General features: G+C 61.4%; 27 protein-coding genes and 1 pseudogene. 4 read left to right on the forward strand and 24 right to left on the reverse strand.

Going from position 1 to position 25,817, the window contains the following annotated elements; genetic code table 11:
• The first annotated feature begins 17 nt into the window (after positions 1-17).
• Together D8U61_RS19890 and D8U61_RS27925 are read left to right on the forward strand one after the other, a co-directional pair.
• Positions 18-485: a helix-turn-helix domain-containing protein gene (locus D8U61_RS19890; RefSeq protein ID WP_130927510.1), complete on the forward strand. Its 468-nt coding sequence runs from the start codon at positions 18-20 to the stop codon at positions 483-485.
• Positions 482-685 (forward strand): annotated as a pseudogene (locus D8U61_RS27925) (PIN domain-containing protein); the annotation flags it as partial. The gene D8U61_RS19890 and the pseudogene D8U61_RS27925, both read left to right, overlap by 4 nt.
• Before the next feature lie 121 nt (positions 686-806).
• Here the strand turns inward: D8U61_RS27925 and D8U61_RS19900 are convergent.
• The 10 genes from D8U61_RS19900 to ccmA form a co-directional block, all read right to left on the reverse strand.
• Positions 807-1,211: a hypothetical protein gene (locus D8U61_RS19900; protein ID WP_016771039.1), complete on the reverse strand. Its 405-nt coding sequence runs from the start codon at positions 1,209-1,211 to the stop codon at positions 807-809.
• A 25-nt stretch (positions 1,212-1,236) separates the two neighbouring features.
• Positions 1,237-2,436, reverse strand: a complete 1,200-nt coding sequence (gene ccmI, locus D8U61_RS19905; protein WP_130927511.1) for a c-type cytochrome biogenesis protein CcmI — start codon at positions 2,434-2,436, stop codon at positions 1,237-1,239.
• On the reverse strand, positions 2,433-2,903 hold the full coding sequence (locus D8U61_RS19910; protein ID WP_073472741.1) for a cytochrome c-type biogenesis protein: 471 nt from the start codon (positions 2,901-2,903) through the stop codon (positions 2,433-2,435). The genes ccmI and D8U61_RS19910 overlap by 4 nt, the downstream gene beginning before the upstream one ends.
• Complete coding sequence (locus D8U61_RS19915; protein WP_016771042.1) at positions 2,900-3,436, reverse strand: DsbE family thiol:disulfide interchange protein; 537 nt, start codon at positions 3,434-3,436, stop codon at positions 2,900-2,902. The genes D8U61_RS19910 and D8U61_RS19915 overlap by 4 nt, the downstream gene beginning before the upstream one ends.
• Positions 3,433-5,421 carry a heme lyase CcmF/NrfE family subunit gene (locus tag D8U61_RS19920; RefSeq protein WP_130887164.1) on the reverse strand — a complete coding sequence of 663 codons (1,989 nt, stop codon included), beginning with the start codon at positions 5,419-5,421 and terminating at the stop codon, positions 3,433-3,435. The genes D8U61_RS19915 and D8U61_RS19920 overlap by 4 nt, the downstream gene beginning before the upstream one ends.
• Positions 5,422-5,424: 3 nt before the next feature.
• Positions 5,425-5,880, reverse strand: coding sequence for a cytochrome c maturation protein CcmE (gene ccmE, locus D8U61_RS19925; RefSeq protein ID WP_016771044.1), 456 nt, complete (start codon positions 5,878-5,880; stop codon positions 5,425-5,427).
• Positions 5,877-6,053: a heme exporter protein CcmD gene (gene ccmD, locus D8U61_RS19930; protein WP_016771045.1), complete on the reverse strand. Its 177-nt coding sequence runs from the start codon at positions 6,051-6,053 to the stop codon at positions 5,877-5,879. The genes ccmE and ccmD overlap by 4 nt, the downstream gene beginning before the upstream one ends.
• The gene (locus D8U61_RS19935; protein WP_122611635.1) at positions 6,050-6,805 is read right to left on the reverse strand and encodes a heme ABC transporter permease; all 756 of its coding nucleotides are present in this window, start codon (positions 6,803-6,805) and stop codon (positions 6,050-6,052) included. Before D8U61_RS19935 ends, ccmD begins: the two co-directional genes overlap by 4 nt.
• A gap of 97 nt (positions 6,806-6,902) precedes the next feature.
• Positions 6,903-7,571 carry a heme exporter protein CcmB gene (gene ccmB / locus D8U61_RS19940; RefSeq protein WP_039763615.1) on the reverse strand — a complete coding sequence of 223 codons (669 nt, stop codon included), beginning with the start codon at positions 7,569-7,571 and terminating at the stop codon, positions 6,903-6,905.
• Positions 7,568-8,203, reverse strand: coding sequence for a cytochrome c biogenesis heme-transporting ATPase CcmA (gene ccmA / locus D8U61_RS19945; RefSeq protein WP_041479623.1), 636 nt, complete (start codon positions 8,201-8,203; stop codon positions 7,568-7,570). The genes ccmB and ccmA overlap by 4 nt, the downstream gene beginning before the upstream one ends.
• Before the next feature lie 197 nt (positions 8,204-8,400).
• Here ccmA and D8U61_RS19950 point away from each other — a divergent pair, with 197 nt between their 5' ends.
• Both D8U61_RS19950 and D8U61_RS19955 read left to right on the forward strand, forming a co-directional pair.
• Complete coding sequence (locus D8U61_RS19950) at positions 8,401-9,975, forward strand: flagellar hook-length control protein FliK (RefSeq protein WP_125927018.1); 1,575 nt, start codon at positions 8,401-8,403, stop codon at positions 9,973-9,975.
• Positions 9,972-10,301: an EscU/YscU/HrcU family type III secretion system export apparatus switch protein gene (locus D8U61_RS19955; RefSeq protein ID WP_016770586.1), complete on the forward strand. Its 330-nt coding sequence runs from the start codon at positions 9,972-9,974 to the stop codon at positions 10,299-10,301. Before D8U61_RS19950 ends, D8U61_RS19955 begins: the two co-directional genes overlap by 4 nt.
• A gap of 357 nt (positions 10,302-10,658) precedes the next feature.
• On the opposite strand, the gene D8U61_RS19960 is transcribed toward D8U61_RS19955, so the two are convergent.
• The 14 genes from D8U61_RS19960 to flhA all read right to left on the reverse strand — a co-directional run bounded on the left by D8U61_RS19960 (position 10,659) and on the right by flhA (position 25,184).
• Complete coding sequence (locus tag D8U61_RS19960) at positions 10,659-11,054, reverse strand: DUF2802 domain-containing protein (RefSeq protein ID WP_016771049.1); 396 nt, start codon at positions 11,052-11,054, stop codon at positions 10,659-10,661.
• Position 11,055: 1 nt separating this feature from the next.
• Positions 11,056-11,541 carry a chemotaxis protein CheW gene (locus tag D8U61_RS19965; protein ID WP_016771050.1) on the reverse strand — a complete coding sequence of 162 codons (486 nt, stop codon included), beginning with the start codon at positions 11,539-11,541 and terminating at the stop codon, positions 11,056-11,058.
• A 90-nt stretch (positions 11,542-11,631) separates the two neighbouring features.
• Positions 11,632-12,585, reverse strand: a complete 954-nt coding sequence (locus D8U61_RS19970; RefSeq protein ID WP_130927512.1) for a CheW domain-containing protein — start codon at positions 12,583-12,585, stop codon at positions 11,632-11,634.
• Positions 12,586-12,675: 90 nt separating this feature from the next.
• Positions 12,676-13,464 carry a ParA family protein gene (locus D8U61_RS19975; RefSeq protein ID WP_130902403.1) on the reverse strand — a complete coding sequence of 263 codons (789 nt, stop codon included), beginning with the start codon at positions 13,462-13,464 and terminating at the stop codon, positions 12,676-12,678.
• A gap of 43 nt (positions 13,465-13,507) precedes the next feature.
• On the reverse strand, positions 13,508-14,398 hold the full coding sequence (gene motD / locus D8U61_RS19980) for a flagellar motor protein MotD (RefSeq protein WP_016771054.1): 891 nt from the start codon (positions 14,396-14,398) through the stop codon (positions 13,508-13,510).
• Positions 14,399-14,410: 12 nt separating this feature from the next.
• Complete coding sequence (locus D8U61_RS19985; RefSeq protein WP_016771055.1) at positions 14,411-15,151, reverse strand: flagellar motor protein; 741 nt, start codon at positions 15,149-15,151, stop codon at positions 14,411-14,413.
• Entirely contained in the window at positions 15,151-16,296 is a 1,146-nt protein-coding gene (locus D8U61_RS19990; RefSeq protein ID WP_056783833.1) for a chemotaxis response regulator protein-glutamate methylesterase, read from the reverse strand. The genes D8U61_RS19985 and D8U61_RS19990 overlap by 1 nt, the downstream gene beginning before the upstream one ends.
• A 49-nt stretch (positions 16,297-16,345) precedes the next feature.
• Positions 16,346-18,619 (reverse strand): chemotaxis protein CheA, encoded by a 2,274-nt coding sequence (locus D8U61_RS19995; RefSeq protein ID WP_125927021.1) that lies wholly within the window; start codon positions 18,617-18,619, stop codon positions 16,346-16,348.
• A gap of 53 nt (positions 18,620-18,672) precedes the next feature.
• The gene (locus D8U61_RS20000) at positions 18,673-19,461 is read right to left on the reverse strand and encodes a protein phosphatase CheZ (protein WP_042607546.1); all 789 of its coding nucleotides are present in this window, start codon (positions 19,459-19,461) and stop codon (positions 18,673-18,675) included.
• An 18-nt stretch (positions 19,462-19,479) separates the two neighbouring features.
• The gene (locus tag D8U61_RS20005) at positions 19,480-19,851 is read right to left on the reverse strand and encodes a chemotaxis response regulator CheY (protein WP_024012118.1); all 372 of its coding nucleotides are present in this window, start codon (positions 19,849-19,851) and stop codon (positions 19,480-19,482) included.
• 167 nt (positions 19,852-20,018) lie between these two features.
• Positions 20,019-20,759, reverse strand: coding sequence for an RNA polymerase sigma factor FliA (gene fliA / locus D8U61_RS20010; RefSeq protein WP_016771059.1), 741 nt, complete (start codon positions 20,757-20,759; stop codon positions 20,019-20,021).
• Entirely contained in the window at positions 20,756-21,586 is an 831-nt protein-coding gene (gene fleN, locus D8U61_RS20015; RefSeq protein WP_016771060.1) for a flagellar synthesis regulator FleN, read from the reverse strand. Before fleN ends, fliA begins: the two co-directional genes overlap by 4 nt.
• 116 nt (positions 21,587-21,702) lie before the next feature.
• Positions 21,703-23,043 carry a flagellar biosynthesis protein FlhF gene (flhF, locus tag D8U61_RS20020; RefSeq protein WP_130927513.1) on the reverse strand — a complete coding sequence of 447 codons (1,341 nt, stop codon included), beginning with the start codon at positions 23,041-23,043 and terminating at the stop codon, positions 21,703-21,705.
• An 11-nt stretch (positions 23,044-23,054) separates the two neighbouring features.
• Positions 23,055-25,184, reverse strand: a complete 2,130-nt coding sequence (gene flhA, locus D8U61_RS20025) for a flagellar biosynthesis protein FlhA (RefSeq protein WP_016771062.1) — start codon at positions 25,182-25,184, stop codon at positions 23,055-23,057.
• Positions 25,185-25,817 lie beyond the last annotated feature (633 nt).

A 25,817-nucleotide genomic window follows, 5' to 3' on the forward strand; every position in this document is an offset into this window, starting at 1 on the left:
AATGCTGGAACAGTCTTATGACCACCGCTACTCCATCTGCCATCAATCTGCCCCTCGAACGTGAGGTCAAAGCCGCGATTGAAGGCCAGCGCGCCCTGACCGCATTTCTCGCAAGCGGTTTTGAAACTCAGCGAATCCAGATTTTTGATGAACAGAACGAAGCCCACAGCGTCGAGCTGCCAACATCGGCGTTGCGCTTGCTGAGCGATATCCTCGCGGCGCTGGCGCAGGGCAACGCTCTGAAGGTGGTACCGATCCACGCGGAGCTGACCACGCAGGAAGCTGCCGATCTGCTCAACGTCTCACGTCCGCACATGATCAAACTGCTGGAGAGCGGTGAGATTTCCTACCACAAAACAGGCAAGCACCGACGTGTGCGTTTTGCCGATCTAATGGAATATAAAACCCGGCGAGACACCGCCAGCGAGCGGGCAATGATGCTTCTCGCGGAGCAGGCACAGGCGCTAAGGACAGGATACGAGTGAGGCATTCCTCTTTCACTGCTGTATACGATGCATGCGTTTTATATCCGGCCCCTTTAAGAGATTTCCTGATGTGGCTCGCGTTGTCAGGGCTGTATCGGGCTCGCTGGACTCAGGAAATACACCACGAATGGAAGCGTAATTTATTGAAAAACAGGTCCGACCTGACCCTCGAACAACTCGATCGCACATCGCAATTGATGGCTCTTGGCTTTCTCCAACGGCAAGGACTAGTCGAGTCGGTAAAGGTGTTAGCCAACTATCGTGCGATTCTCTGAAAATCAGACGCAAAAAAAACGACGATCCCAAGATCGCCGTTTCTCATCACTGCCCGAACTTCTTGCCCAACCCCGGCGGGACGCCGTGGATGTTGGTGTCTTCCCACGGGCCGTTGGGGCTGACCGAGCGGCTCCAGCCGTTGTTCCAGCGGTAGTAGGTGCGCTGGCGGTAGAAGGTGTTGGTCTGGTCGTCGAGCACGTAGACGCCGAGCTTCTGGTCCCAGTGGCTGTTACCGCCCGGTGGCGGGGCGAAGCTGGCCGAGGTGCGGGGCACGGGCTTGGCGGGTTTGGCCGGGATGCTCTTGCCGGGGCTTGGCGAGGTCGACGGGGTTGGGCTTGGCTGCGACGGCGGGATCGGCGGCAGGCTGGTGGTCGGTTCCGGGCGTTGTACCGCACATGCACTCAAGCCCAGGGCCAGTGTGAGGACTGTGATGCGGGCGATGGTGTGCATGGCGGTGCTTTCCTGTTGGGTCCGGTTACTTGTCCGGGCTGTCGATGGTCAGTTTTTGGAGCGCTGTGGTGCTGCTGGCCAATGGGCCGCTGCGACCGATCCACTCACCGACAGTCGGTTGACCGGCCCGTGAGATGCGCGCAACCAGTTGGACTTCAGGGAAGTTGGACAGTTTCAACTGCGGCATCATTGCGTCGGCATCGCCCAGTTCGACGGTCACCGGCAGGTCAGCCACGGTCAGGCGTTTGGCCGCCAGCGGCGCCGGTGGGCCAGAAGTGGCGCGGGCGAAGATGAACACGCTGTCGCCCGGTTGCACCTTGCCTTTGAGTTCGCTGGCCAGATCCACGCTGACTGTCAGCAACGCGCTTTTCGGCGCCGCTGCCTGGGCAACCTGGCCACCGCTGGCTTTCAGGCGTTCGGCGGCACGCTCGATGCCGCCTTGCAGCGCAGCGCGAGAGTTGTCATCCGGCGGCAGTTGCGCGAGCAGGCGATTCCAGTAGTCGATGGCCTCCTGATAACGCTCACCTTCGAACGCGGCGATGCCGAGCAGGCCGAGGCTGGTGACTTCTTTCGGATCAGCCTTCAGCGCTTCATCGGTCAGTTTCTGAATCTGCTCCGACCACTTTTTACCGTCAGCAAAATACTGCGCCTGCGCCCATTGGCCGAGCAGCTCCGGCTGGCGACCGGAGAGGTTGGCGGCGCGTTCGAACATCTTCGCCGCGTCTGCCGGGCGGTCCTGAGCCATGTAGGTACGGCCGAGGAAATACAGACCTTCAGCGGAATCCGGTTGTGCGGCAACCGCACGTTCCAGACGCTGGGTCATCTCTTCCATCGACTGCGGTGCCTGAGCGAATTCGCGGGTCAGTTCGACCTTGTCGGCGGCGCCGAAATGCAGGTACAGACCGAGGCCCAGCACCGGTACCAGCACAGCGGCCAGCAGCGGCAACGGTTTACCCAGGCGCGAGACACGCGGCGTGGCGGCGCCTTCGGTGTCGGCGAGCAGTTCACGCGCAGCTTCCGCGCGGCCGCTGTCCAGTTGCGCGGCGTCGAGCACGCCCTCGGCCTGCTGCGCTTGCAGCTCGGCCACCCGTTCCTGGTACAGCGCGACGTTCAACGCGGTGCGATCTTCTTCCCGCTGGGCGCGGCGTTCGCGCAGCACCGGGATCAGCAGAAAACTCAGGGCGACCAGAAGCAACAGCCCTGCGGCGAGCCAGAAATCAATCATTCTTGGTTTTTATCCAACAGTTGGTCGAGGCGCTGACGTTCTTCGGCAGACAGCGATGACGGCGTTTCGGCGCGTTGCCCGCGACGCCTGCGCACGATCAGCGCGATCACCACGAAACCACCGAGCAGCAGCCCGGCCGGGCCGAACCACAGCAGCGCGGTCTTGGCATTGAGCGCCGGTTTGTAGCGGACGAAATCACCGTAGCGATCGACCATGAAGTCGATGATCTGCTGATTGTCCTTGCCCTCGCCGAGCATGCGGAAAATCTCCTTGCGCAGGTCGGCGGCGATCGGCGCGTTGGAGTCGGCAATGTCCTGGTTCTGGCATTTGGGGCAGCGCAGTTCCTTGGTCAGTTCGCGGAAACGCTCGCGGTCGCCCTCTTTGGCAAATTCGTAGGTGTCGATGGCCGCATGGGCGACACCGGCCAGGCTCAAACCCAGCACCACCGCTGCGAGAAAACCCTTCATGGCTTGGCCTCATCGACCAGCGCCTGATACTTGGCTGCGAGTTTTTCGCGCCAGACCTGCTCGTCGATCACCCCGACGAACTTGTCGCGGATGATGCCTTTGGCGTCGATGAAGAAGGTTTCCGGCGCGCCGTAGACACCAAGATTCAAGCCCAGCGAACCCTCGTCGTCACGGATATCCAGCGCATATGGATTGTGGAATTCCGCCAGCCACTTCAAGGCATCAGCGTTGGTGTCCTTGTAGTTGATGCCGTAGATCACCACGCCGCGCTCGGCGAGTTTGTTCAGCACCGGATGCTCTACGCGGCAAGAAATGCACCAGGTGCCCCAGACATTGACCAGCGCCGGTTTGCCGAGGATGTCGGCCTTGGTCAGCGTCTTGTCACCCTGCACACTCGGCAGGGAAAACTCCGGGAACGGCTTGTTGATCATCGCCGACGGAAGCTCCGCCGGATCCAGATACAGCCCACGATAAAGAAACACCGCCACCAGCAGAAAAATCGCCAGCGGCAACAACATCAACCAACGCCTCATGCCGCCGCTCCCGTCATGCCCAGCGCTTCGCGCACTTTGCTTTTCACCTTGACCCGATAACGCCGATCCAGCGCCGCCAGCAAACCACCCAATCCGGTGAGCAAGCCGCCGAACCAGATCCAGCGCACGAACGGTTTGACGTGTACGCGCACGGCCCAGGCGCCGTTATCCAGCGGCTCGCCGAGGGCGACGTAGAGATCGCGGGTGAAACCGGCATCGATGCCGGCTTCGGTCATCACCGAGTTCTGCACGGTATACAGACGTTTTTCCGGGTGCAGCACGCTGATTTCCTCGCCGTCACGAATGACGCGGATGGTGCCTTTGTCCGAGGTGAAATTCGGCCCTTCGAAATGCTTGGCGCCTTCGAAGACGAACTGATAACCGGCCAGATCCATCGACTCGCCCGGTGCCAGACGCAGGTCGCGCTCGGCACTGTTCTGGCTCGACAACACCACGCCCAGCGCGCACACGGCGATGCCGAGGTGGGCGATCTGCATGCCCCAATAGCTGCGGGTCAGCGTCGGCAGACCTTTGATCAGGCCTTTGTGCCGAGTCTTGTCGAACAGATCGCGCACGCCGGCGAGCAACACCCACGCCGCCAGCAGGAACGTCGCGATCACTGCCCAGTTGAAATCGCCGTACGCCACGCCGGCCACCACGGCCAATGCGACGCTGCCGAGCAGCACCGGAGTGAGCATGCTCGCCAGCCATTTCACTGGCGTGTCCTTCCAGCGCACGATCACGCCGATCGCCATGACCAGCATCAGCAACGCCATCAACGGAATGAACAACGCGTTGAAGTATGGCGGGCCGACCGAGAGCTTGGCGCCGCTGATGGCATCAAGAATCAGCGGATACAACGTGCCAAGCAGGATCATCGATGCAGCGACGACCAGCACCAGGTTGTTGCCCAGTAGCAAAGTCTCGCGCGACCACAGGTTGAAGCCAACCTGACTTTTCACCACCGGCGCACGCAGCGCAAACAGCGTCAGCGAACCGCCGACCACGAACAGCAGGAAAATCAGGATGAACACGCCGCGCTCGGGATCCGAAGCGAAGGCATGCACCGAAGTCAGCACGCCCGAGCGTACGAGGAAGGTGCCGAGCAGGCTCAACGAGAACGCGGCGATCGCCAGCAACACCGTCCAGCTCTTGAACACGCCACGCTTTTCGGTAACCGCCAGCGAGTGAATCAACGCGGTGCCGACCAGCCACGGCATGAACGAGGCGTTTTCCACCGGGTCCCAGAACCACCAGCCGCCCCAGCCGAGCTCGTAGTACGCCCACCACGAACCGAGGGTGATGCCGATGCCGAGGAAGGCCCAGGCGACGATGGTCCATGGCCGCGACCAGCGCGCCCACGCCGCATCGAGACGCCCGCCGAGCAGCGCGGCGATAGCGAACGCGAACGCTACGGAGAAACCGACGTAACCCATGTACAGCATTGGCGGATGCACGATCAGGCCGATGTCTTGCAGCAACGGGTTGAGGTCGCGACCGTCGGCGGGAATCTGCGGCAGGATCCGCGCGAACGGGTTTGAGGTAAGAATCAGAAACAGCAGGAACCCGGTGCTGATCATGCCCATCACCGCCAGGACGCGGGCGAGCATGACTTGCGGCAACTGCCGGGAGAACACCGACACGGCGAAGGTCCAGCCGCCGAGGATCAACGCCCACAGCAGCAGCGAACCTTCGTGGGCGCCCCACACCGCGCTGAATTTGTAGTACCACGGCAGCGCGCTGTTGGAGTTCATCGCCACGTAGCCGACCGAGAAATCGTCGGTCATGAACGCGTAGGTCAGGCAGCCGAAGGCAAACAGCAGAAAGGCAAACTGGCCCCACGCTGCCGGTTGCGCCAGGCTCATCCACAAGCGGTCACCGCGCCACGCGCCGAGCATCGGCACCAGCGCTTGGACCAGTGCAAAACACAGCGCGAGGATCATGGCCAGGTGGCCCAGCTCCGGAATAAACAGTGCGGCGGCCATCGATCAACCCTCCTTCACAGGCGTCGGTGCGGATTGACCGCTGTCCTTCAGCGCTTTGGTCACTTCCGGCGGCATGTACTTCTCGTCGTGCTTGGCCAGCACTTCATCGGCGACCACCACGCCATCAGCGTTGAGCTTGCCGAGGGCGACAATGCCCTGCCCTTCACGGAACAGATCCGGGAGGATGCCGCGATAGGCGATGGTCACGGATTTGTTGAAGTCGGTGACGACGAATTTGACGTCCAGCGAATCCTTGGAGCGTTGCAGCGAACCGGCCTCGACCATGCCGCCGGCGCGGATGCGCGTGTCTTGCGGCGCTTCGCCGTTGGCGATCTGCGTCGGCGTGTAAAACAGATTGATGTTTTCCTGCAGCGCGCTCAGGGCCAGGCCGACAGCAGCGCCCACTCCGACCAGAATCGCCAGAATGATGATCAGACGTTTTTTGCGCAGCGCATTCACTTGCCGTTCTCCCGGCGCAGACGACGCGCCTCTTGTTGCAGATAACGCTTGCGCGCCGCAATAGGCGCCACCACGTTGAGGGCCAGCACCGCCAGACAGATGCCGTAGGCCGACCAGACATACAGGCCGTGATGGCCCATGGCGAGAAAATCGCCGAATGAAGCAAAACTCATCGCACCGCCTCCAGACTCTGCTGCACTTCGGTCTTCACCCAACTGGCGCGGGCCTCGCGCTTGAGCACTTCAAGACGCATGCGCAGCAACAGCACGGCGCCGAAGAAGCAGTAGAAACCCAGCACCGTCAGCAGCAGCGGCAGCCACATTTCCGCCGGCATCGCCGGCTTTTCCGTGAGGGTGAACGTCGCGCCCTGGTGCAGGGTGTTCCACCACTCCACCGAGTATTTGATGATCGGAATGTTGATCACGCCAACAATCGCCAGCACCGCGCAGGCCTTGGCGGCGCTGTCGCGGTTGCTGATGGCATTGCCCAGCGCGATCACGCCGAAATACAGGAACAGCAGAATCAGCATCGAGGTCAGGCGCGCATCCCACACCCACCACGAGCCCCAGGTCGGCTTGCCCCAGATGGCCCCGGTGACCAGCGCCACGGCAGTCATCCACGCACCGATCGGTGCGGCGCATTGCAGGGCGACATCGGCCAGTTTCATCTTCCACACCAGCCCGACCACGCCGCAGACCGCGAGCATCACGTAGATCGACTGGGCGAGCATCGCTGCAGGTACGTGGATATAGATGATGCGAAAGCTGTTGCCTTGCTGGTAATCCGGCGGCGCGAAGGCCAGGCCCCAGACCACGCCAACGCCGATCAGCAGCAACGCTGCAATGCTCAACCACGGCAGGAACTTGCCGCTGATGCCGTAGAACCACTTGGGCGAGCCGAGCTTGTGAAACCAGGTCCAGTTCATACTGTTTCCATCACGGTTGCCGCTCATCATCGCGAGCTGGCAGAGGGTCATGCCTTTCTTCTGATAGAAGTGGTCAATTTTTGACCAGGCCTCATTATTATTCGCCGACGCTGATCTTCAGGCCAGCGGCTATTGCAAAGGGTGTCAGGGTGATCGCCAGCGCTGTGAGGCTGGCCATCCACAACAGGTATCCGGTCGCCGGCATGCCTTGCAGCGCCGCTTGCAACGCGCCGCTGCCAAGGATCAACACCGGGATGTACAACGGCAGAATCAGCAGCGCCAGCAACAGGCCGCCGCGCTTCAGACCGACCGTCAGCGCCGCGCCGACTGCACCGAGCAGGCTCAACACCGGCGTGCCCAACAGCAACGACAGCAGCAGCACCGGCAGGCACGCGGCCGGCAAACCGAGCATCAACGCCAGCAACGGCGACAGCAGCACCAGTGCCAGACCAGAGAACAGCCAGTGTGCCAGCACCTTGGCCAGGACCAGAAGCGGCAGCGGGTGCGACGAAAGGACCCACTGTTCCAGCGAGCCGTCTTCGAAGTCACTGCGAAACAATCCGTCCAGCGACAGCAGGACCGACAACAACGCCGCCACCCAGACTAACCCCGGGGACAGGTTTTGCAAGACTTGAGTTTCCGGGCCGACGGCCAGCGGGAAAAGGGCAATGACGATGGCAAAGAAAATCAGCGGATTGGCCAGCTCCGCCGGGCGGCGGAACAGCAGTCGCGATTCGCGGGCAAGCAGCAGGCCGAAGACACTCATACCGCCCATTTCCCCAGATCGATGTCGCGATAACCGGCTGGCATGCGGCTCAGGGTGTGGTGGGTGGTCAGCACCACCAGGCCGCCGCGTTCGCAGTGGCCGGCCAGATGCTCTTCCAGTTGCGCAACCCCCTGCTTGTCCAGCGCGGTGAACGGTTCGTCGAGAATCCACAACGGCGGGCTGTCCAGATACAACCGCGCCAGCGCCACACGGCGCTGTTGGCCGGCGGAAAGACTGTGGCAGGGAACGTCTTCGAAACCGCGCAATCCTACCGCTGCCAGCGCCTGCCAGATCGCCTCGCGCTCGGCGGGATGATGCAAGGCGCACAGCCACGAGAGGTTTTCTTCGGGAGTGAGCAGATCCTTGATCCCGGCGGCGTGGCCGATCCACAACAGGTTTCGCGCCAGTTCGCTGCGTTGCTCCGCCAGCGGCTGACCGTTGAGCAGCACCTGGCCGTCGGTGGGTTGCATCAAACCGGCGAGCAGACGTAAAAGACTGGTCTTGCCGCTGCCGTTGGGGCCGCTGATCTGCACCATGTCGCCACTGGCCAGGCGCAATTCGAGGTTTTCGAAAAGCAGCCTGAGATCGCGTTCACACGCCAGGGCAACGGTTTGCAGGACAGGACTGGTCAAGGGATCACGGGCCTTATACGGTTCAAGTCGGCTCTGGAGCGGCCGTTAAAGAGATGCAGCATAGATGCTTTGATCGCTCGATCTGGCGAGCTGGATCAAACAATTGCCAGGTTTTTTGAACGAAGCGCACGACGCGCGGCATTATACATGCCGTGCCTTACTCTCAAGAGCGCAATTTCCTCAGGTTGTGTCCGCGTATGACAGGCGAAATGAACATCCTCCCGCTGCCACCCACCGTGCCGGCGAGCGCTCGCCCGCAGACGGGTGAACTGCTCAAGCTGCTGACGCCGGTCGAGGGCTTGATCGGCGCGGGGCAAAGCGCCAAGGCCGAGGTGTTGTCGCTCAAGCAGGCCGATCAGACCTTTGAATTGCTGCTCAAGGTGACCCTCGACAGCGGCCGTCAGACCACCGTGCAGGCCAGCAGCAACCTGCCGTTGCCACAGGGCACCAACCTGGCGATCACTCAGCCGTCGGCCGGCAATCTGGCGATCACCGTACAACAGGCGATTGCCAGCAGCGTCGCCACCCTGACCCGCATCGATACCGCGCAATTGCCCGCCGGCACCTTGCTGCAAGGCAAAGTCGTGACCTCGCAAGCCCTGCCGCAGACGCCGGGGCAAGCGGCGGTATTTCGCTCGATGGTCACCCTGCTCAACACCGCATTGAGCGGCAGCACCTTGACCGTCGACAGCCCGCAACCGCTGCGCATCGGCACCTTGTTGTCGGCGCAGGTGCAGGATGCGCAAACCCTCAAATTCGTGCCGCTGAGCAGCCGTCAGGAGCAACTGGCGGTCAGTCAGCAATTGCTCGGTCAGCAAAGTCGTCAGGGCTCGCTCGATGGCCTGCTGAAGATGTTGCAAAATCTGCCGCCTACCACTGACCAGACCTCGGCCGATCTGCGCGCGGTGGTCGACAAGCTGCTCGCCAGCCTGCCGGACGTGCAACAAATGAGCACCGCCAAAGGCGTGGCGCTGGCCTTGGCCAACAGCGGCGCGTTCCTCGAAGCGAAATTGCTCGGCGGACAAAATCCCACGCTCGCCCCGGACATGAAGGCCGACCTGCTCAAACTGATCGCGCAACTGACCCCGGGCCTGCCAAGCAACACCAATTTCAATGCAATCATCGCCGCCAACACCCTGGCGCAAGCGCTGCCGAGTTTCGTCCGGAACGCCCTCGGCACCCTCGGCCAGGTCAGCGCCAAACCGGTACCGAGCAGTTTCCCATTGCCCGAACGCCTGCTGGCAAAACTCGAAGGCGAAGGTGATCTCGAACAACTGCTGCGCCTCGCCGCCGCTGCGGTGTCGCGTCTGCAAAGCCATCAGCTGTCGAGCCTGGAACAGACCGGCGTCACCGACGATGGCCGCCTGCTCAGCACCTGGCAGCTGGAAATCCCCATGCGCAATTTGCAAGACATCGTGCCGTTGCAGGTCAAGTTCCAGCGTGAAGAAGCGCCGGAGCGCGAGCCGCAGCCACACGAACGCCGCGATGAGCGCGAAGCCAAACAGCAGTTGTGGCGCGTCGATCTGGCCTTCGATCTGGAACCGCTCGGGCCGATGCAGATTCAGGCGCAACTGATCGCCGGCAGCCTGTCCAGTCAGCTGTGGGCCGAGCGGCCGTACACCGCCGATCTGATCGAGAACAATCTGTTTGCCTTGCGCCAGCGCCTGCTCGATTCCGGGCTCAACGTCGGCGACCTCGACTGCCACCACGGCACGCCGCCGCAAGGCAACCAAACCCGCCTCGAACACCGCTGGGTCGACGAAACCGCATGAACGATTCCACTGCTCCACGCCAGGCCATCGCCCTCAAATACGACGGCAACCACGCCCCGACCCTCACCGCCAAGGGCGACGAAGAACTGGCCGAAGAGATCCTGCGCATTGCCCGCGATTACGAAGTGCCGATCTACGAGAACCCTGAACTGGTGCGCCTGCTGGCGCGGATGGAACTGGGCGACAGCATCCCCGAAGAGCTCTATCGCACCATCGCCGAGATCATCGCGTTTGCCTGGAACCTGAAAGGCAAATTCCCCGAGGGACAGGACCCGAACGCGCCGATGGTCGAGAAGGACATCACCGCACGCGGGGATGATTATTGAGGTTTCAAAGACGCTTTCGCGAGCAGGCTCGCTCCCACATTCGACCGTGATCAAATGTGGGAGCGAGCCTGCTCGCGAATAGCGCTTTTGATTTGATCGTTCCCACGCTCCGCGTGGGAATGCCGCCCGTGACGCTCCGCGTCACATTTCACAGGCGGAACGCGGAGCGTCCCAGGATGCGTTCCCACGCAGAGCGTGGGAACGATCTCAATCACCGCACGCGGGGATGATTATTGAGGTTTCAAAGACGCCTTCGCGAGCAGGCTCGCTCCCACATTCGACCGTGATCAAATGTGGGAGCGAGCCTGCTCGCGAATAGCGCTTTTGATCTTGCTTGCCGCTCGAAGCCTGAAGCTCCTAGCTGCCCTTGTGCAACTTGCGCATCAACTCCGCTTCAGCCTGGGTCAAGCCGCACGACTGAGTCAGTTCATCGACGCTGGCGCCCATGCCCACCAGTTTCGCCGCCTGGGCGAATGACAGGCTCGACGGGTCGCGTTGTTCCAGTGCAACGATCTTGTCCGGCAACGGGCTCACCACCGCGCGCAACTCGTGCAGGGCTTCGCCCATGCGCACGTTGCCGTTCTGGTAGTCGTCGACGCGTTTGGCCAGTTCCTTGATGCGCTGATCACGCAGCGCATCACCCTGTGCCTGCTGCGCAGCGATCACTCGCTGCGCCTTGATGTACGAGACGAACATCGCCAGCGTGCCGGCCCAGAACAGGAACAGAACAATTACCGCAACCTCGAGAATCAAATCAGATGCTCTCCAGTTCCGACCATTCTTCTTCGCTCATCATCTTGTCCAGCTCGACCAGAATCAGCAGTTCGTTGTTCTTGTTGCACACGCCCTGGATGAACTTGGCCGATTCTTCGTTACCGACGTTCGGCGCGGTTTCGATTTCCGACTGACGCAGGTAAACCACTTCGGCCACGCTGTCGACCATGATGCCGACGACTTGCTTGTCAGCTTCGATGATGACGATACGGGTGTTGTCGCTGATCTCGCCGCTGTGCAGGCCGAAGCGCTGACGGGTGTCGATCACGGTGACCACGTTGCCGCGCAGGTTGATGATGCCCAGCACGTAGCTCGGTGCACCCGGTACCGGCGCGATCTCGGTGTAGCGCAGCACTTCCTGCACGCGCATCACGTTGATGCCGTAGGTTTCGTTATCCAGTTTGAAGGTCACCCATTGCAGGATCGGATCTTCAGAACCTTTTGCATTCGACGCCTGACTACTCATACCCTGACCCCTCGAAAAAACCGCCCCGGGCGGTGTGTGTTCTGTGTGGTGGCACTGGAAAATGCCATCGCCTGATTGTTATGTCGGCTGCTATGTCGGTTTATGTAGCGGCTTGTTGCCACTCAAGTGCTTTGCCCCGCCGCTGGCGATCAACTCGGCCAGTGCGGATACGTCAAGCAATGCACACATGTGCTCGATCACGGTGCCGGCGAGCCATGGCCGCTGACCCCGGTGACTTCTCCATTTGATTTCATTCGGGTCCAGGCGCAACGAGCGGCTGACCTGATGCACCGCCAGCCCCCACTCGTAACCTTGTACCGAAATCACGTATTGCAGGCCCTGCCGGAAGTCATCGCGGTAACGATCCGGCATGACCCAGCGCGCGGTGTCCAAGACTTTCAGATTGCCGGCCTGGCTCGGCAGAATGCCGAGGAACCACTCCGGCTGGCCAAACAGCGGCGTCAGCTCGTGGCCGGCCAGCGAATAGATCGAGCCGAGGCACACCAGCGGCACCGCCAGGGTCAACCCGGCAACATCGAACAGCAAGCATTCGAAGGCTTCGGCAGCCCAGGCCGGACGGCCATCGGGCTCGACCGGTGGCGGCGGGTTGTTCGGCGGCAGGTGCACTTCCACCAGCGGCGGGACCAGCACCTGCGGCTCAGCAATCTGCGGCGCGGGTTCTGGCTCCGGTTCGGGTTCCGGCACGGTCAATAATTGTGTTTGCAGCAGCGGCGCCAGTGTCGACAGTGGCGCGCGCGGTTCGTCGATCAGCGCCACCGGTGCTTTGCCCACGGGGGCAGCAGCGGGCGCGGCGACCGGGCCGGCAGATTTCTGCGCGTCGCGGGCCTGCTCTTCCAGCACCGCTGCCTGAAACTCGTCCATGGCCTCGGTGCTTTCCACCACTTCAGGCTGCGCCTGTTCGACGACTGGCGGCAGCGCTTCGACCGGCGCAGGCAAGTCCTCGGGCAGGTCGAGCAACAGGTCTTCCAGATAGGACTGCAAGGCCTGTTGCGGACGTGACGTGAGTTTCACTGGGCGGTTCATCGGTGATCAGCGCCTGACAGGGAAACCGCGTTGTCTGCTTCGCGAGCAGGCTCGCTCCCACAGGGTTCGGGCAAACAGATCGAAATCATCTCAGGCCACCTGCGGAACAAGTTGCTGCGCGAGCAGGTGCTTGAGCAGCGCGCGGTAGGCCAGCACGCCACGGCTCTTGCCGTCGAATTGCGAAGGCGTGACGCCCGCCCGGCTGGCGTCGCGCAGACGGGTATCGACCGGGATGTAGCCGTGCCAGATGTCGTCGGGGAATTTGTCACGCAGCACGCGCAAGGTGCCCATCGACGCCTGCGTGCGGCGGTCGAACAGCGTCGGCACAATGCTGAACGGCAGCGGCTGTTTGCGCGAGCGATTGATCATCGCCAGGGTGTTGACCATGCGCTCCAGACCTTTCACGGCGAGGTGCTCGGTCTGTACCGGGATCACCAGTTGCTGGCTCGCCGCGAGGGCGTTGACCATCAGCACACCGAGCAACGGCGGGCTGTCGATGATCGCATAATCGAAGTCCTGCCACAGTTGCGCCAGACTCTTGGCGATCACCAGACCCAGGCCACTCTGCCCCGGCGACTGCCGCTCAAGGGTGGCCAGTGCGGTGCTCGATGGCAGCAGGGAAATGCGTTCGTCGCTGGTCGACAACAGCAACTGCCCCGGCAGGCCGTGCGGCACGCTGCCCTTGTGCAGAAACAGGTCGTAGTTGCTGTGTTCCAGGCTGTCGGGGTCGTAGCCGAAATAGCTGGTCATCGAGCCGTGCGGGTCGAGATCGACCACAACCACGCGCTTGCCCGCCTCGGCCAGCAATCCGGCTAAAGCGATGGAGGATGTGGTTTTACCGACACCACCCTTTTGATTGGCGACTGCCCAGACTCTCATTCAGTTCGTTCCTCCCGGCCAGGTTGATTGACCGAGACATGCTTCAGCGTGTTAATGCGGGCGACGGAGAATTGACGGCACTCTCGCGTCCCGGCGTCTTGACCGGGGTCGGTGCAGTTTGTGTGCCAGCGCGCTTCAACGCCGCGTCCGGTTGCGCATTGGCGGTTCCGGTGCCCGTCAGGCTGCGGCGCACATCGAGATTGCGCGACACCACCAGCACCACACGACGGTTCTTCGCCCGGCCTTCGACCGTGGCGTTGTTGGCCACTGGCTGGAATTCGCCGTAGCCCACCGACGCCAGTCGCCCAGGGTTCACGCCCTGCATGGCGAGCATGCGCACGATGCTCGCCGAACGCGCCGAAGACAGTTCCCAGTTGGTCGGGTACTGCGCGGTGCGGATCGGTTGATCGTCGGTGAAGCCTTCGACGTGGATCGGGTTGTCGAACGGTTTGAGGATGGCCGCGACCTTGTCGATGATGTTGAACGCGATGTCGCTCGGCATGGCGTCGCCGCTGCCAAACAACAGGCTGGAATTGAGCTCGATCTCGACCCACAACTCGTTGCCGCGCACGGTCATCTGGTTGGAGCTGATCAAATCACCGAAGGCGGCGCTGATGTCATCGGCGATGCTTTTCAGCGGATCGCTGGCCCCGGAAATACCGGCGTCGACCTGCTCGGCATCCTTGACCAGCGGCTTGGCCGGGGTCACGGTTTTCGGTCGTTCGTCGCCGATCGGAATCGGTTTGAGCGAGCGATCGGAGTCGGTAAACACGCCGATCAGCGCTTCGGAAATGACTTTGTACTTGCCTTCGTTGATCGACGAGATCGAGTACATCACCACGAAAAACGCGAACAGCAAAGTGATGAAATCCGCGTAGGACACGAGCCAGCGCTCGTGATTGACGTGTTCTTCCTGGTGGCGACGACGAGCCATGAGGTTATTCCCTTAGTCCATGAAGCCTTGCAGCTTCAACTCAATGGAACGAGGGTTTTCACCTTCGGCGATCGACAGAATTCCTTCCAGCAACATTTCGCGATAACGCGACTGCCGCAACGCGATGGACTTGAGCTTGGCCGCGACCGGCAAGAGGATCAGGTTGGCACTGGCCACGCCATAGATGGTCGCGACGAACGCCACGGCAATGCCGTTACCCAGTTGCGACGGATCGGCGAGGTTGCCCATTACGTGAATCAGGCCCATCACCGCACCGATGATGCCAATGGTCGGCGCATAGCCGCCCATGCTTTCGAACACTTTGGCCGCTTCGATATCGCGGGATTCCTGGGTGTAGAAATCCACTTCGAGAATGCTGCGAATGGCTTCCGGCTCGGCGCCGTCGACCAGCAGTTGCAGCCCCTTGCGCGAGTAGCTGTCAGGCTCGGCGTCGGCCACGCCTTCGAGGCCGAGCAAGCCTTCCTTGCGCGCCGTCAGGCTCCAATTGACCACGCGGTCGATGCCGCCGGCCAGGTCGACACGCGGTGGAAAGAAGATCCAGCCGAGAATCTGCATAGCGCGCTTGAACGCGCTCATCGGCGATTGCAGCAGCGCAGCACCGACCGTGCCGCCCAGTACGATCAACGCCGCCGGGCCGTTGGCCAGCGCGCCGAGGTGGCCGCCTTCAAGGTAGTTGCCGCCGATGATGGCGACGAACGCCATGATGAGGCCGATAAGGCTGAGAACATCCATCAGATACACGCCTCGACGATGTGCTTGCCGATGTCGTCCAGACCATACACGGCGTCAGCCAGATCGGCTTTGACGATGGCCATCGGCATGCCGTAGATCACGCAGCTTGCTTCGTCCTGCGCCCACACCGAACTGCCGCCCTGCTTGAGCAGACGCGCGCCTTCGCGGCCGTCGGCGCCCATGCCGGTCAGCACCACTGCCAGAACTTTGTCGCCGTAGGACTTGGCTGCAGAACCGAAAGTGATGTCCACGCACGGCTTGTAATTCAGACGTTCGTCACCCGGCAGAATCTTCACCGCGCCACGGCCGTCGATCATCATCTGCTTGCCACCCGGCGCCAGCAGCGCCAGGCCCGGACGCAGGATGTCGCCATCCTCGGCTTCCTTGACGCTGATACGGCAGAGCTTGTCGAGACGTTCGGCAAACGCTTTGGTGAACGCCGCCGGCATGTGCTGGATCAGCACGATCGGCGCCGGGAAGTTCGCCGGCAACTGCGTCAGTACGCGTTGCAGCGCAACCGGGCCGCCAGTCGAAGTACCGATGGCTACCAGTTTGTAGGCTTTGCGTTTCGGTGCTGGCGACGAAGCGCTGGCAGCGGATGCGCGAGCAGGCGCTGGCGCAGGCGCCGGACGTGCCGGGACAGGGCTGCTGTGGCTCGTGTGGCTGCCGTAGCTCGACGCTGCCGGAGCAGGCGTCGGCGCTGGCGCAGCGGCGGGAGCCGGCGCGCTGTAGGCACTGAAACGACGATTGCTGCGCGAGATGCTGTGGACTTTCTCGCACAGCAGTTGCTTGACCTTCTCGGGGTTGCGCGAGATGTCTTCGAAATTCTTCGGCAGGAAATCCACCGCGCCGGCGTCCAGCGCATCGAGGGTTACCCGCGCGCCTTCGTGGGTCAGCGAGGAGAACATCAACACCGGGGTCGGGCAGCGCTGCATGATGTGCCGCACTGCCGTGATGCCGTCCATCATCGGCATCTCGTAGTCCATGGTGATCACGTCAGGCTTGAGGGCCATGGCCTGATCGATCGCCTCTTTACCGTTGGTGGCCGTGCCGACCACCTGGATGCTCGGATCCGCCGAAAGAATTTCCGAGACGCGGCGGCGGAAAAAACCCGAATCGTCCACCACCAGGACTTTGACTGCCATAAACACTCCATTAGGTGCAGCGGCGCGTCATCGCGCCGCCGCCCCGGATTCAAATACGCTTTGTGGCGTAACGCTTGAGCATGCTTGGAACATCGAGAATCAGCGCAATGCGGCCGTCACCGGTGATGGTGGCGCCGGACATGCCCGGAGTTCCCTGGAGCATTTTGCCCAATGGCTTGATGACCACTTCTTCCTGGCCGACCAGTTGATCGACGACGAAGCCGATCCGCTGTGTGCCCACCGAAAGAATCACCACATGGCCTTCGCGCTGCTCTTCATGAGCAGCGGAGCTGACCAGCCAGCGCTTGAGATAGAACAATGGCAGCGCCTTGTCGCGCACGATCACCACTTCCTGACCGTCGACGACGTTGGTGGTCGACAGGTCGAGGTGGAAGATTTCGTTGACGTTGACCAGCGGGAACGCGAACGCCTGATTGCCGAGCATGACCATCAGCGTCGGCATGATCGCCAGGGTCAGCGGCACCTTGATGACGATCTTCGAGCCCTGACCCTTGGTCGAGTAGATGTTGATCGAACCGTTGAGCTGGGAAATCTTGGTCTTCACCACGTCCATGCCGACACCACGGCCGGACACGTCGGAGATCTCGGTCTTGGTCGAGAAACCCGGGGCGAAGATCAGGTTGTAGCACTCGGTATCGCTCAGGCGATCGGCCGCGTCCTTGTCCATCACACCGCGTTTTACCGCGATCGAACGCAGGACGTTCGGGTCCATGCCTTTGCCATCGTCGGAGATCGACAGCAGGATATGGTCGCCTTCCTGCTCGGCCGCCAGCACCACGCGACCGCCACGAGCCTTGCCCGATGCTTCGCGTTCTTCCGGCGATTCGATGCCATGGTCAACGGCGTTGCGCACCAAGTGGACCAGCGGGTCGGCCAGAGCCTCGACAAGGTTTTTGTCGAGGTCGGTTTCTTCACCCACCAGTTCCAGGTTGATTTCTTTCTTGAGCTGACGTGCGAGGTCGCGAACCAGACGCGGGAAGCGCCCGAAGACCTTCTTGATCGGCTGCATCCGCGTTTTCATCACGGCGGTCTGCAGGTCAGCGGTGACCACGTCGAGGTTCGACACGGCCTTGGACATGGCTTCGTCGCCGCTGTTAAGGCCCAGGCGCACCAGACGGTTACGCACCAGCACCAGCTCGCCGACCATGTTCATGATCTCGTCGAGCCGCGCGGTATCGACGCGCACAGTGGTTTCCGCTTCGCTGGCCGGTTTTTCCGCCGGTGCAGCGGCTGGGGCACGGGCCGGAGCCGGTGCAGCAGCAGCGGCCGGTTTCGGCGCCTCAGCTTTCGGTTCAGGCTTGGCGGCAGGTTTCGGCGCAGCAGCGGCAGCCGGAGCTTTCGCCGCTGGCGTGGCGACGCTCGACGCAGAGCCGGCAGTCGCAGCGCTGGCGTCAAACTTGCCTTTGCCGTGCAATTCGTCGAGCAGCGATTCGAATTCGTGATCGCTGATCAGGTCACTGCCGGCCGCAGCGGCTGCCGGTGCAGCAGGTGCTGCCGGCGCCGAAGCGATGGCCGATTCCAGCGCGTCAACGGCGAAGTTGCCCTTGCCGTGCAACTGATCGAGCAAGGCTTCGAATTCGTCGTCGGTGATGTCCGAGCTGTCGCCCGCAGCAGGCGCAGCCGGAGCCGCTGGTGCTGGCGCCGGAGCAACCGCATCGACAGCAAACTGGCCCTTGCCGTGCAGCTGATCGAGCAGCGATTCAAATTCGGCGTCGGTGATTTCATCGCTGGCCGCCGTGTCGGCAACCTGCGCGGGAGCAGCGACAGCGGCCGGAGCCTCGGCCTGGGCCTTGACGGCGTTCAGCGAGTCCAGCAATTGTTCGAATTCGTTATCGGTGATGTCGTCCGATGCGCTTTCGGCGACCGGTTCTTCCACCACTTCCACTGGCGCGGCAACGGCTTCATCCGCCGATTGCGGCTCGGCCAGACGCGCCAGCGCGGCCAGCAGTTCCGGCGTGGCAGCGGTGATCGGTGCACGCTCACGGACTTCGCTGAACATGCTGTTCACCGCGTCCAGCGCTTCGAGCACCACGTCCATCAGTTCTGCATCAACGCGACGCTCACCCTTGCGCAGGATGTCGAACACGTTTTCGGCGATGTGACAGCACTCCACCAGCTCATTGAGCTGAAGGAAGCCGGCGCCCCCTTTTACAGTGTGGAAACCGCGAAAAATTGCATTGAGCAGATCTGCATCATCCGGACGGCTTTCCAGCTCGACCAGTTGTTCGGACAGTTGCTCAAGAATCTCGCCGGCCTCAACCAGGAAATCCTGAAGGATCTCTTCATCGGCGCCGAAGCTCATTAATGGGGTGCTCCTACAGGTCTAAAAACCCAAAAAACCCGAATTCCGAAACTCTAGAATCCAAGGCTGGATAACAAATCGTCCACATCGTCCTGACCGGACACAACGTCTTCTCGTTTATCGGCATGAATCTGCGGACCTTCACCCTGCGAGAGATGTTTTTGTGGATCTTTTTCAGCAAGCATTGCGGCGCGGTCATGTTCGATGCCCGCAAAGCGGTCGACCTGACTGGCCATGAGCACGAGTTTGAGCAGATTGCTTTCGACTTCGGTGACCAGTTGGGTCACACGCTTGATCACTTGACCTGTGAGGTCCTGGTAATCCTGAGCCAGCAGGATGTCGTTGAGGTTGCTCGACACCGCACGGTTGTCCGTGCTGCTGCGTGACAGAAAACCGTCGACCCGGCGCGCCAGTTCGCGGAACTCTTCAGCCCCGACCTCGCGACGCATGAAGCGGCCCCAATCGGCGCTCAACGTCTGCGCTTCATCAGCGAGACTGTTGACCACCGGCGTGGCGCTTTCCACCAGATCCATGGTGCGGTTGGCCGCGGCTTCCGTCAGCTTGACCACATAGCCCAGGCGTTCGGTGGCGTCGGTAATTTGCGACACTTCCTCGGCCTGCGGCATGTGCGGATCAATCTGGAAATTGACGATCGCACTGTGCAGTTCACGTGTGAGCTTGCCCACTTCCTGATACAGGCCGCGGTCACGGGTCTGATTGAGCTCATGGATCAGTTGCACCGCGTCGCCGAACCTGCCTTTTTCAAGGCTCTCGACCAGTTCGACCGCGTGTTTTTTCAGGGTCGATTCGAAATCGCCCTGTGATGATTCGTTATGCTCCATAGCTCCCCCGCGCATTCATCAGCCGATGCGTTCGAAAATCTTCTCGATTTTGTCTTTCAACGCTTGAGCCGTGAAAGGTTTGACCACGTAACCGTTCACACCGGCCTGGGCGGCCTCGATGATCTGCTCGCGCTTGGCTTCAGCAGTCACCATCAACACCGGGAGGTGCTTGAGTTTTTCATCGGCGCGCACGTGACGCAGCAGGTCGATACCGGTCATGCCCGGCATGTTCCAGTCCGTTACCAGAAAGTCGATGCTGCCGCTGTTGAGCACCGGAATGGCAGTGGTGCCATCGTCGGCCTCGACGGTGTTGGTGAACCCAAGATCGCGCAGCAGGTTCTTGATGATCCGCCGCATCGTTGAGAAGTCATCAACGATGAGGATTTTCATGTCTTTGTTCAATTCGACCTCCAAGCAGTCTTAAACGCGCCCAGCACCTGGACGCGCCACTTCAATCAATCGGCATAGCACTCGAAGTTTGTCTGGAGCACAACGGATCGAGACCGGCGCCGTTCATCACCGCACCAGCCTCGTTTCGCAGTGTCCCCACACTGCCTTCAGCGCGCTCGCCACTCCCCCAAACGCCCCCGCAGACGGGCCGCGCACTGGCTGTGTAACTGGCTGACCCGCGATTCACTGACGCCAAGGACTTCACCGATTTCCTTGAGGTTCAGCTCTTCGTCGTAGTACAGCGCCAACACCAGTCGCTCACGCTCCGGCAAATTGGCAATCGCGTCCGCCAGCGCCGCCTGGAAGCGTTCATCTTCCAGATCGCGTGACGGCTCCATATGAGCACTCGCGCCATCCTCGTGCAGCCCTTCGTGTTCGCCGTCCTGCAAGAGGTCGTCGAAACTGAACAGGCGACTGCCCAAGGTGTCATTCAGAATCCCGTAGTAATCGTCGAGACTCAATTGGAGTTCGGCCGCAACCTCGTGATCTTTAGCGTCACGGCCGGTTTTAGCTTCAATCGAGCGAATCGCGTCGCTGACCATCCTGGTATTACGGTGAACCGAGCGTGGCGCCCAATCCCCTTTGCGCACTTCATCGAGCATCGCGCCGCGGATTCGAATGCCCGCGTACGTTTCGAAACTGGCGCCTTTGCTGGCGTCGTATTTGGTCGAGACTTCGAGCAAACCGATCATCCCGGCCTGGATCAGGTCTTCGACCTGCACGCTGGCCGGCAGGCGCGCCAGCAAGTGATAGGCAATGCGCTTGACCAGTGGCGCGTAGCGCTCGATCAATTCGTATTGCGCGTCACGCGCCGACTTTTTGTAAAGATTCATGCCACTGGCGGTCATATCACAGGCCCTGCGGTTTGCTGCACGAGACGCTCGACGAAAAATTCCAGATGCCCGCGCGGGTTGGCCGGCAGCGGCCAGGTGTCGACCTTCTGGGCGATGGCCTTGAAGGCCAGCGCGCACTTGGAACGGGGAAAGGCTTCGTAGACGGCGCGCTGCTTCTGCACTGCCTTGCGCACGCTTTCGTCGTACGGCACGGCGCCGACGTATTGTAGGGCGACGTCGAGGAAGCGATCCGTGACCTTGGTCAACTTGGCGAACAGGTTGCGCCCTTCCTGCGGGCTCTGCGCCATGTTGGCCAGCACGCGGAAGCGGTTCATGCCGTAGTCGCGGTTGAGCAACTTGATCAGCGCGTAAGCGTCGGTGATCGAAGTCGGCTCGTCGCAGACCACCAGCAACACTTCCTGGGCGGCACGAACGAAACTGACTACCGAGTCACCAATACCCGCAGCGGTGTCGATCACTAGCACGTCGAGATTGTCGCCGATGTCGCTGAACGCCTGGATCAGGCCGGCGTGTTGCGCCGGGCTCAGGTGCACCATGCTCTGCGTGCCGGAGGCCGCCGGCACGATGCGAATCCCGCCCGGGCCTTGCAACAGCACGTCGCGCAGTTCGCAACGGCCTTCGATAACGTCGGCCAGTGTGCGCTTGGGTGTCAGCCCCAGCAGAACGTCGACGTTCGCCAGGCCCAGGTCGGCGTCCAGCAGCATGACCCGACGGCCAAGCTCTGCCAGCGCCAGCGACAAGTTCACTGACACGTTAGTCTTGCCGACGCCACCTTTGCCGCCGGTCACCGCGATCACCTGTACGGGATGCATGCTGCCCATGTTATTTCTTTACCTTGTCTTGCATAGACGGAGGCCACATTACTGGCTGCGCGTTCCTGATCGGAACAATGCGTGGCAGACCATCGATGTAGGTACAAAAACTGTTCATGATTACCTCAGCCAACCTGCTTGGTCGGGCTGTGATAGATATCAGCGAACATGTCAGCCATGGCTTCTTCGCTGGGTTCTTCCTGCATTTGCACGCTGACGGCGCGGCTGACCAGTTGATGACGACGCGGCAGATGCAAATCATCCGGAATCCGTGGGCCATCGGTCAGATACGCGACCGGCAATTCATGACTGATCGCCAGGCTCAGCACTTCGCCGAGACTGGCCGTTTCATCCAGTTTAGTCAGGATGCAGCCGGCCAGCCCGCAACGCTTGTAACTGTGATAAGCGGCGGTTAGAACCTGTTTCTGGCTGGTGGTTGCCAGGACCAGATAATTTTTTGAGCGAATGCCACGCCCGGCCAGGCTCTCGAGCTGCATGCGCAACGCCGGATCACTGGCTTGCAGGCCGGCAGTATCGATCAAAACCACGCGTTTGCGTAGCAGTGGATCCAATGCCTGCACCAGCGACTGACCTGGATCGACGTGCGTTACCGGCACGTTGAGGATGCGCCCGAGGGTTTTCAATTGTTCCTGCGCGCCGATGCGGAAGCTGTCCATGCTCACCAGCGCGACGTTCTGCGCGCCGTACTTGAGCACGTAACGCGCGGCGAGCTTGGCCAGCGTGGTGGTCTTGCCCATCCCGGCGGGGCCGACCATGGCAATCACACCGCCCTCTTCCAGCGGCTCGACTTCCGGTACGGCAATCATCCGCGCCAGGTGCGCCAGCAGCATGCGCCAGGCCTGACGGGGTTCTTCGATGTCGGTGATCATCGCCAGCAGATCGCGCGACAGCGGGCCGGACAGGCCGATGCGCTGCAGACGGCGATACAGATTGGCCTGGGCCGGACGGCTGCCTTGCAACTGATTCCAGGCCAGGGTGCCGAGCTGCACTTCCATCAGCTCGCGCAGGTTGTTCAATTCAAAACGCATCGAATCCAGTGCACGCGGATCGACGCCCGCCGAGGCCTGCGCAGGCGCTGCGGCCGGGCGCGTCGGTGCGGCGTAGGTCGGCTCGCTCAGCGGTTCGGCAGCAGTCAGCGGCAGGCCTGCGGTCAATGGCAGCCCGGCGAACAATTGCTGATTGGTGTTGCCGTCGGCTTCGCCACGCAGGCTCAGCTCGGCCTGGGCGGTGACGATGCGCGACTGGGTCTTGCGCAGCTCGTCTTCGAGTTCCATGTTCGGAACCCGTGGCGCCAGCGCCGACAATTTGTAATCCAGAGCCGCCGTCAACTCGACGCCGCCGGCAATGCGGCGGTTGCCGATGATGGCGGCATCAGCGCCCAGCTCATCGCGAACCAGCTTCATGGCCTGACGCATATCGGCGGCGAAAAAACGCTTAACTTGCATAAACCACTACCTCAGCCGTTGGGCCCTACTGTCGCAACGATGGTCACTTGCTTGTTGTCCGGTACTTCCTGGTAGGCCAGCACATGCAGGCCTGGCACTGCGAGGCGGCCGAAGCGCGAGAGCATCGCGCGAATCGGGCCTGCCACCAGCAGGATCACCGGTTGGCCTTGCATTTCCTGCCGCTGGGCCGCTTCGATCAACGAACGCTGCAGCTTCTCGGCCATGCTCGGCTCCAGCAGAACGCCCTCTTCCGAGCCTTGTCCTGCCTTCTGCAGACTATTGAGCAATATCTGTTCCAACCTTGGTTCCAATGTGATTACAGGCAGCTCGGACTCAGTGCCTACAATGCTTTGGACGATTGCACGGGATACGCCGACCCGCACAGCGGCGACCAGCGCGGCGGTATCTTGACTCTTGGCAGCGTTGTTCGCGATCGCCTCGGCGATGCTGCGGATGTCACGCACCGGCACGTGCTCGGCGAGCAGCGCTTGCAGGACCTTGAGCAACTGCGACAGCGAAACCACGCCCGGCACCAGCTCTTCCGCCAGTTTCGGCGAGCTCTTGGCCAGCAATTGCATAAGTTGCTGCACTTCCTCGTGGCCGATCAGCTCACTGGAGTGCTTGTACAGAATCTGGTTCAAGTGCGTGGCGACCACGGTGCTCGCATCGACCACGGTGTAGCCGAGCGATTGCGCCTGGGCGCGCTGGCTGATTTCGATCCACACCGCCTCCAGGCCAAAAGCCGGATCTTTGGCGTTGATCCCGTTGAGCGAGCCGTACACCTGACCCGGATTGATCGCCAGTTCGCGATCCGGGTAGATCTCGGCCTCGGCGAGGATTACGCCCATCAGCGTCAGGCGATACGCGCTCGGCGCCAGATCGAGGTTGTCACGGATGTGCACGGTCGGCATCAGGAAGCCCAGATCCTGCGAGAGCTTCTTGCGCACGCCCTTGATCCGCGCAAGCAATTGCCCACCCTGATTGCGGTCCACCAACGGGATCAGGCGATAGCCGACTTCCAGGCCGATCATGTCGATCGGCGTCACGTCGTCCCAGCCCAGCTCCTTGGTTTCCATGGCGCGGGCCGGCGACGGCAGCAGTTCCTGCTGACGCTTGACCTCTTCCAGCGCCACGACCTTGGCGACATTCTGCTTTTTCCAGAACAGGTACGCGCCGCCTGCGGCCAGCGCCGCCATGCTCAGGAAGGAGAAGTGCGGCATGCCCGGCACCAGGCCCATCACCGCCATCAAACCAGCGGCCACGGCCAGCGCTTTCGGCGAGGCGAACATCTGGCGGTTGATCTGCTTGCCCATGTCTTCCGAGCCGGAAGCACGGGTCACCATGATCGCCGCTGCTGTAGATAACAACAGTGATGGCAATTGCGCCACTAAACCGTCACCGATGGTCAGCAAGGCGTAAACCTTGCCCGCATCGCCGAAGCTCATGCCGTGCTGGAAGATACCAACCGCCATGCCGCCAATGAGGTTGATGAACAGAATCAGCAGGCCGGCGATCGCGTCACCACGGACGAACTTGCTGGCACCGTCCATCGAACCGTAGAACTCCGCCTCCTGGGCGACTTCCTGACGGCGTGACTTGGCTTGATTCTGGTCGATCAGGCCGGCGTTGAGGTCGGCGTCGATCGCCATTTGTTTGCCAGGCATCGCATCGAGGGTGAAACGCGCGCTCACCTCGGAAATCCGCCCGGCACCCTTGGTCACCACGACGAAGTTGATGATCATCAGAATCGCGAAGACCACGATACCGACCACGTAGTTACCGCCGATCACCACCTCACCGAAGGCCTGAATCACCTTACCGGCGGCGGCGTGGCCGTCCTGACCGTGGAGCATCACCACCCGCGTCGAGGCCACGTTCAAGGCCAGACGCAGCAGCGTCGCCACCAGCAGAATGGTCGGGAACACCGCGAAATCCAGCGGCCGCAGCGCATACACGCAGACCAGCAGGACGACGATGGACAAGGCAATGTTGAAGGTAAAGAAGACGTCGAGCAGGAACGGCGGTACCGGCAACATCATCATCGCCAGCATGACCAGCAGCAACAACGGCACGCCCAGATTGCCTCGACTGAGGTCGGCAACGTTGGTGCGTGCTGTATTGAATAACTGAGTGCGATCCACCGGTTTTCCCCGTTCCTTTAAAGCAAACTTTTGACGCCCCGAACGGGCGCAGGGCGGCTGTTGCAAGAAGCTTTCCAACTTTTGCCGGGGAATGAAATAGAGCGGTTTTACTTGGGATCATCGGCTGATTGGGCTGACCCCTTCGCGAGCAGGCTCGCTCCCACCGTTGGAAATGCATTCCCAATCGGACATTTGGAATACGGCCCCTGTGGGAGCGAGCCTGCTCGCGAAGAGGCCTTCGAATGCGGCGCATTTTTTCGATTTAAACGAAGCTGTTTAAAAGACACCTGCAGACACGGTCTCAAGGCTACAAATCCTTGCGCCATTGCCTACAGCCAAGCCAGAATCCGCCGGCTTGTGCACCTGGGGGTCGGGTTCTATCGTGGTCCGGTCGCTGACGAATCAGCGATCGGGTTTAGCGACCCGGATCAACTCAGTGCATCAGCGATCGTGGCTTCGTTGCGGGATTTTTCGCCCGCAATAACGTTATGGCGGCTGTATGCGGGAGACCTTCGGGTCTACCGGGGTGCCTGAGACCGGTTCGCTAACCTGCGTACAGCTGCCACCTTCACTTGTTTAGCGACAGGGGGAAAGTGGCTCCATAACCTCAGGAGCTTCACCATGATCAAACCA

The organism is Pseudomonas sp. Sample_14 (assembly GCF_004307515.1).
In the GTDB taxonomy this organism is placed as follows: Bacteria; Pseudomonadota; Gammaproteobacteria; order Pseudomonadales; family Pseudomonadaceae; genus Aquipseudomonas; species Aquipseudomonas atacamensis.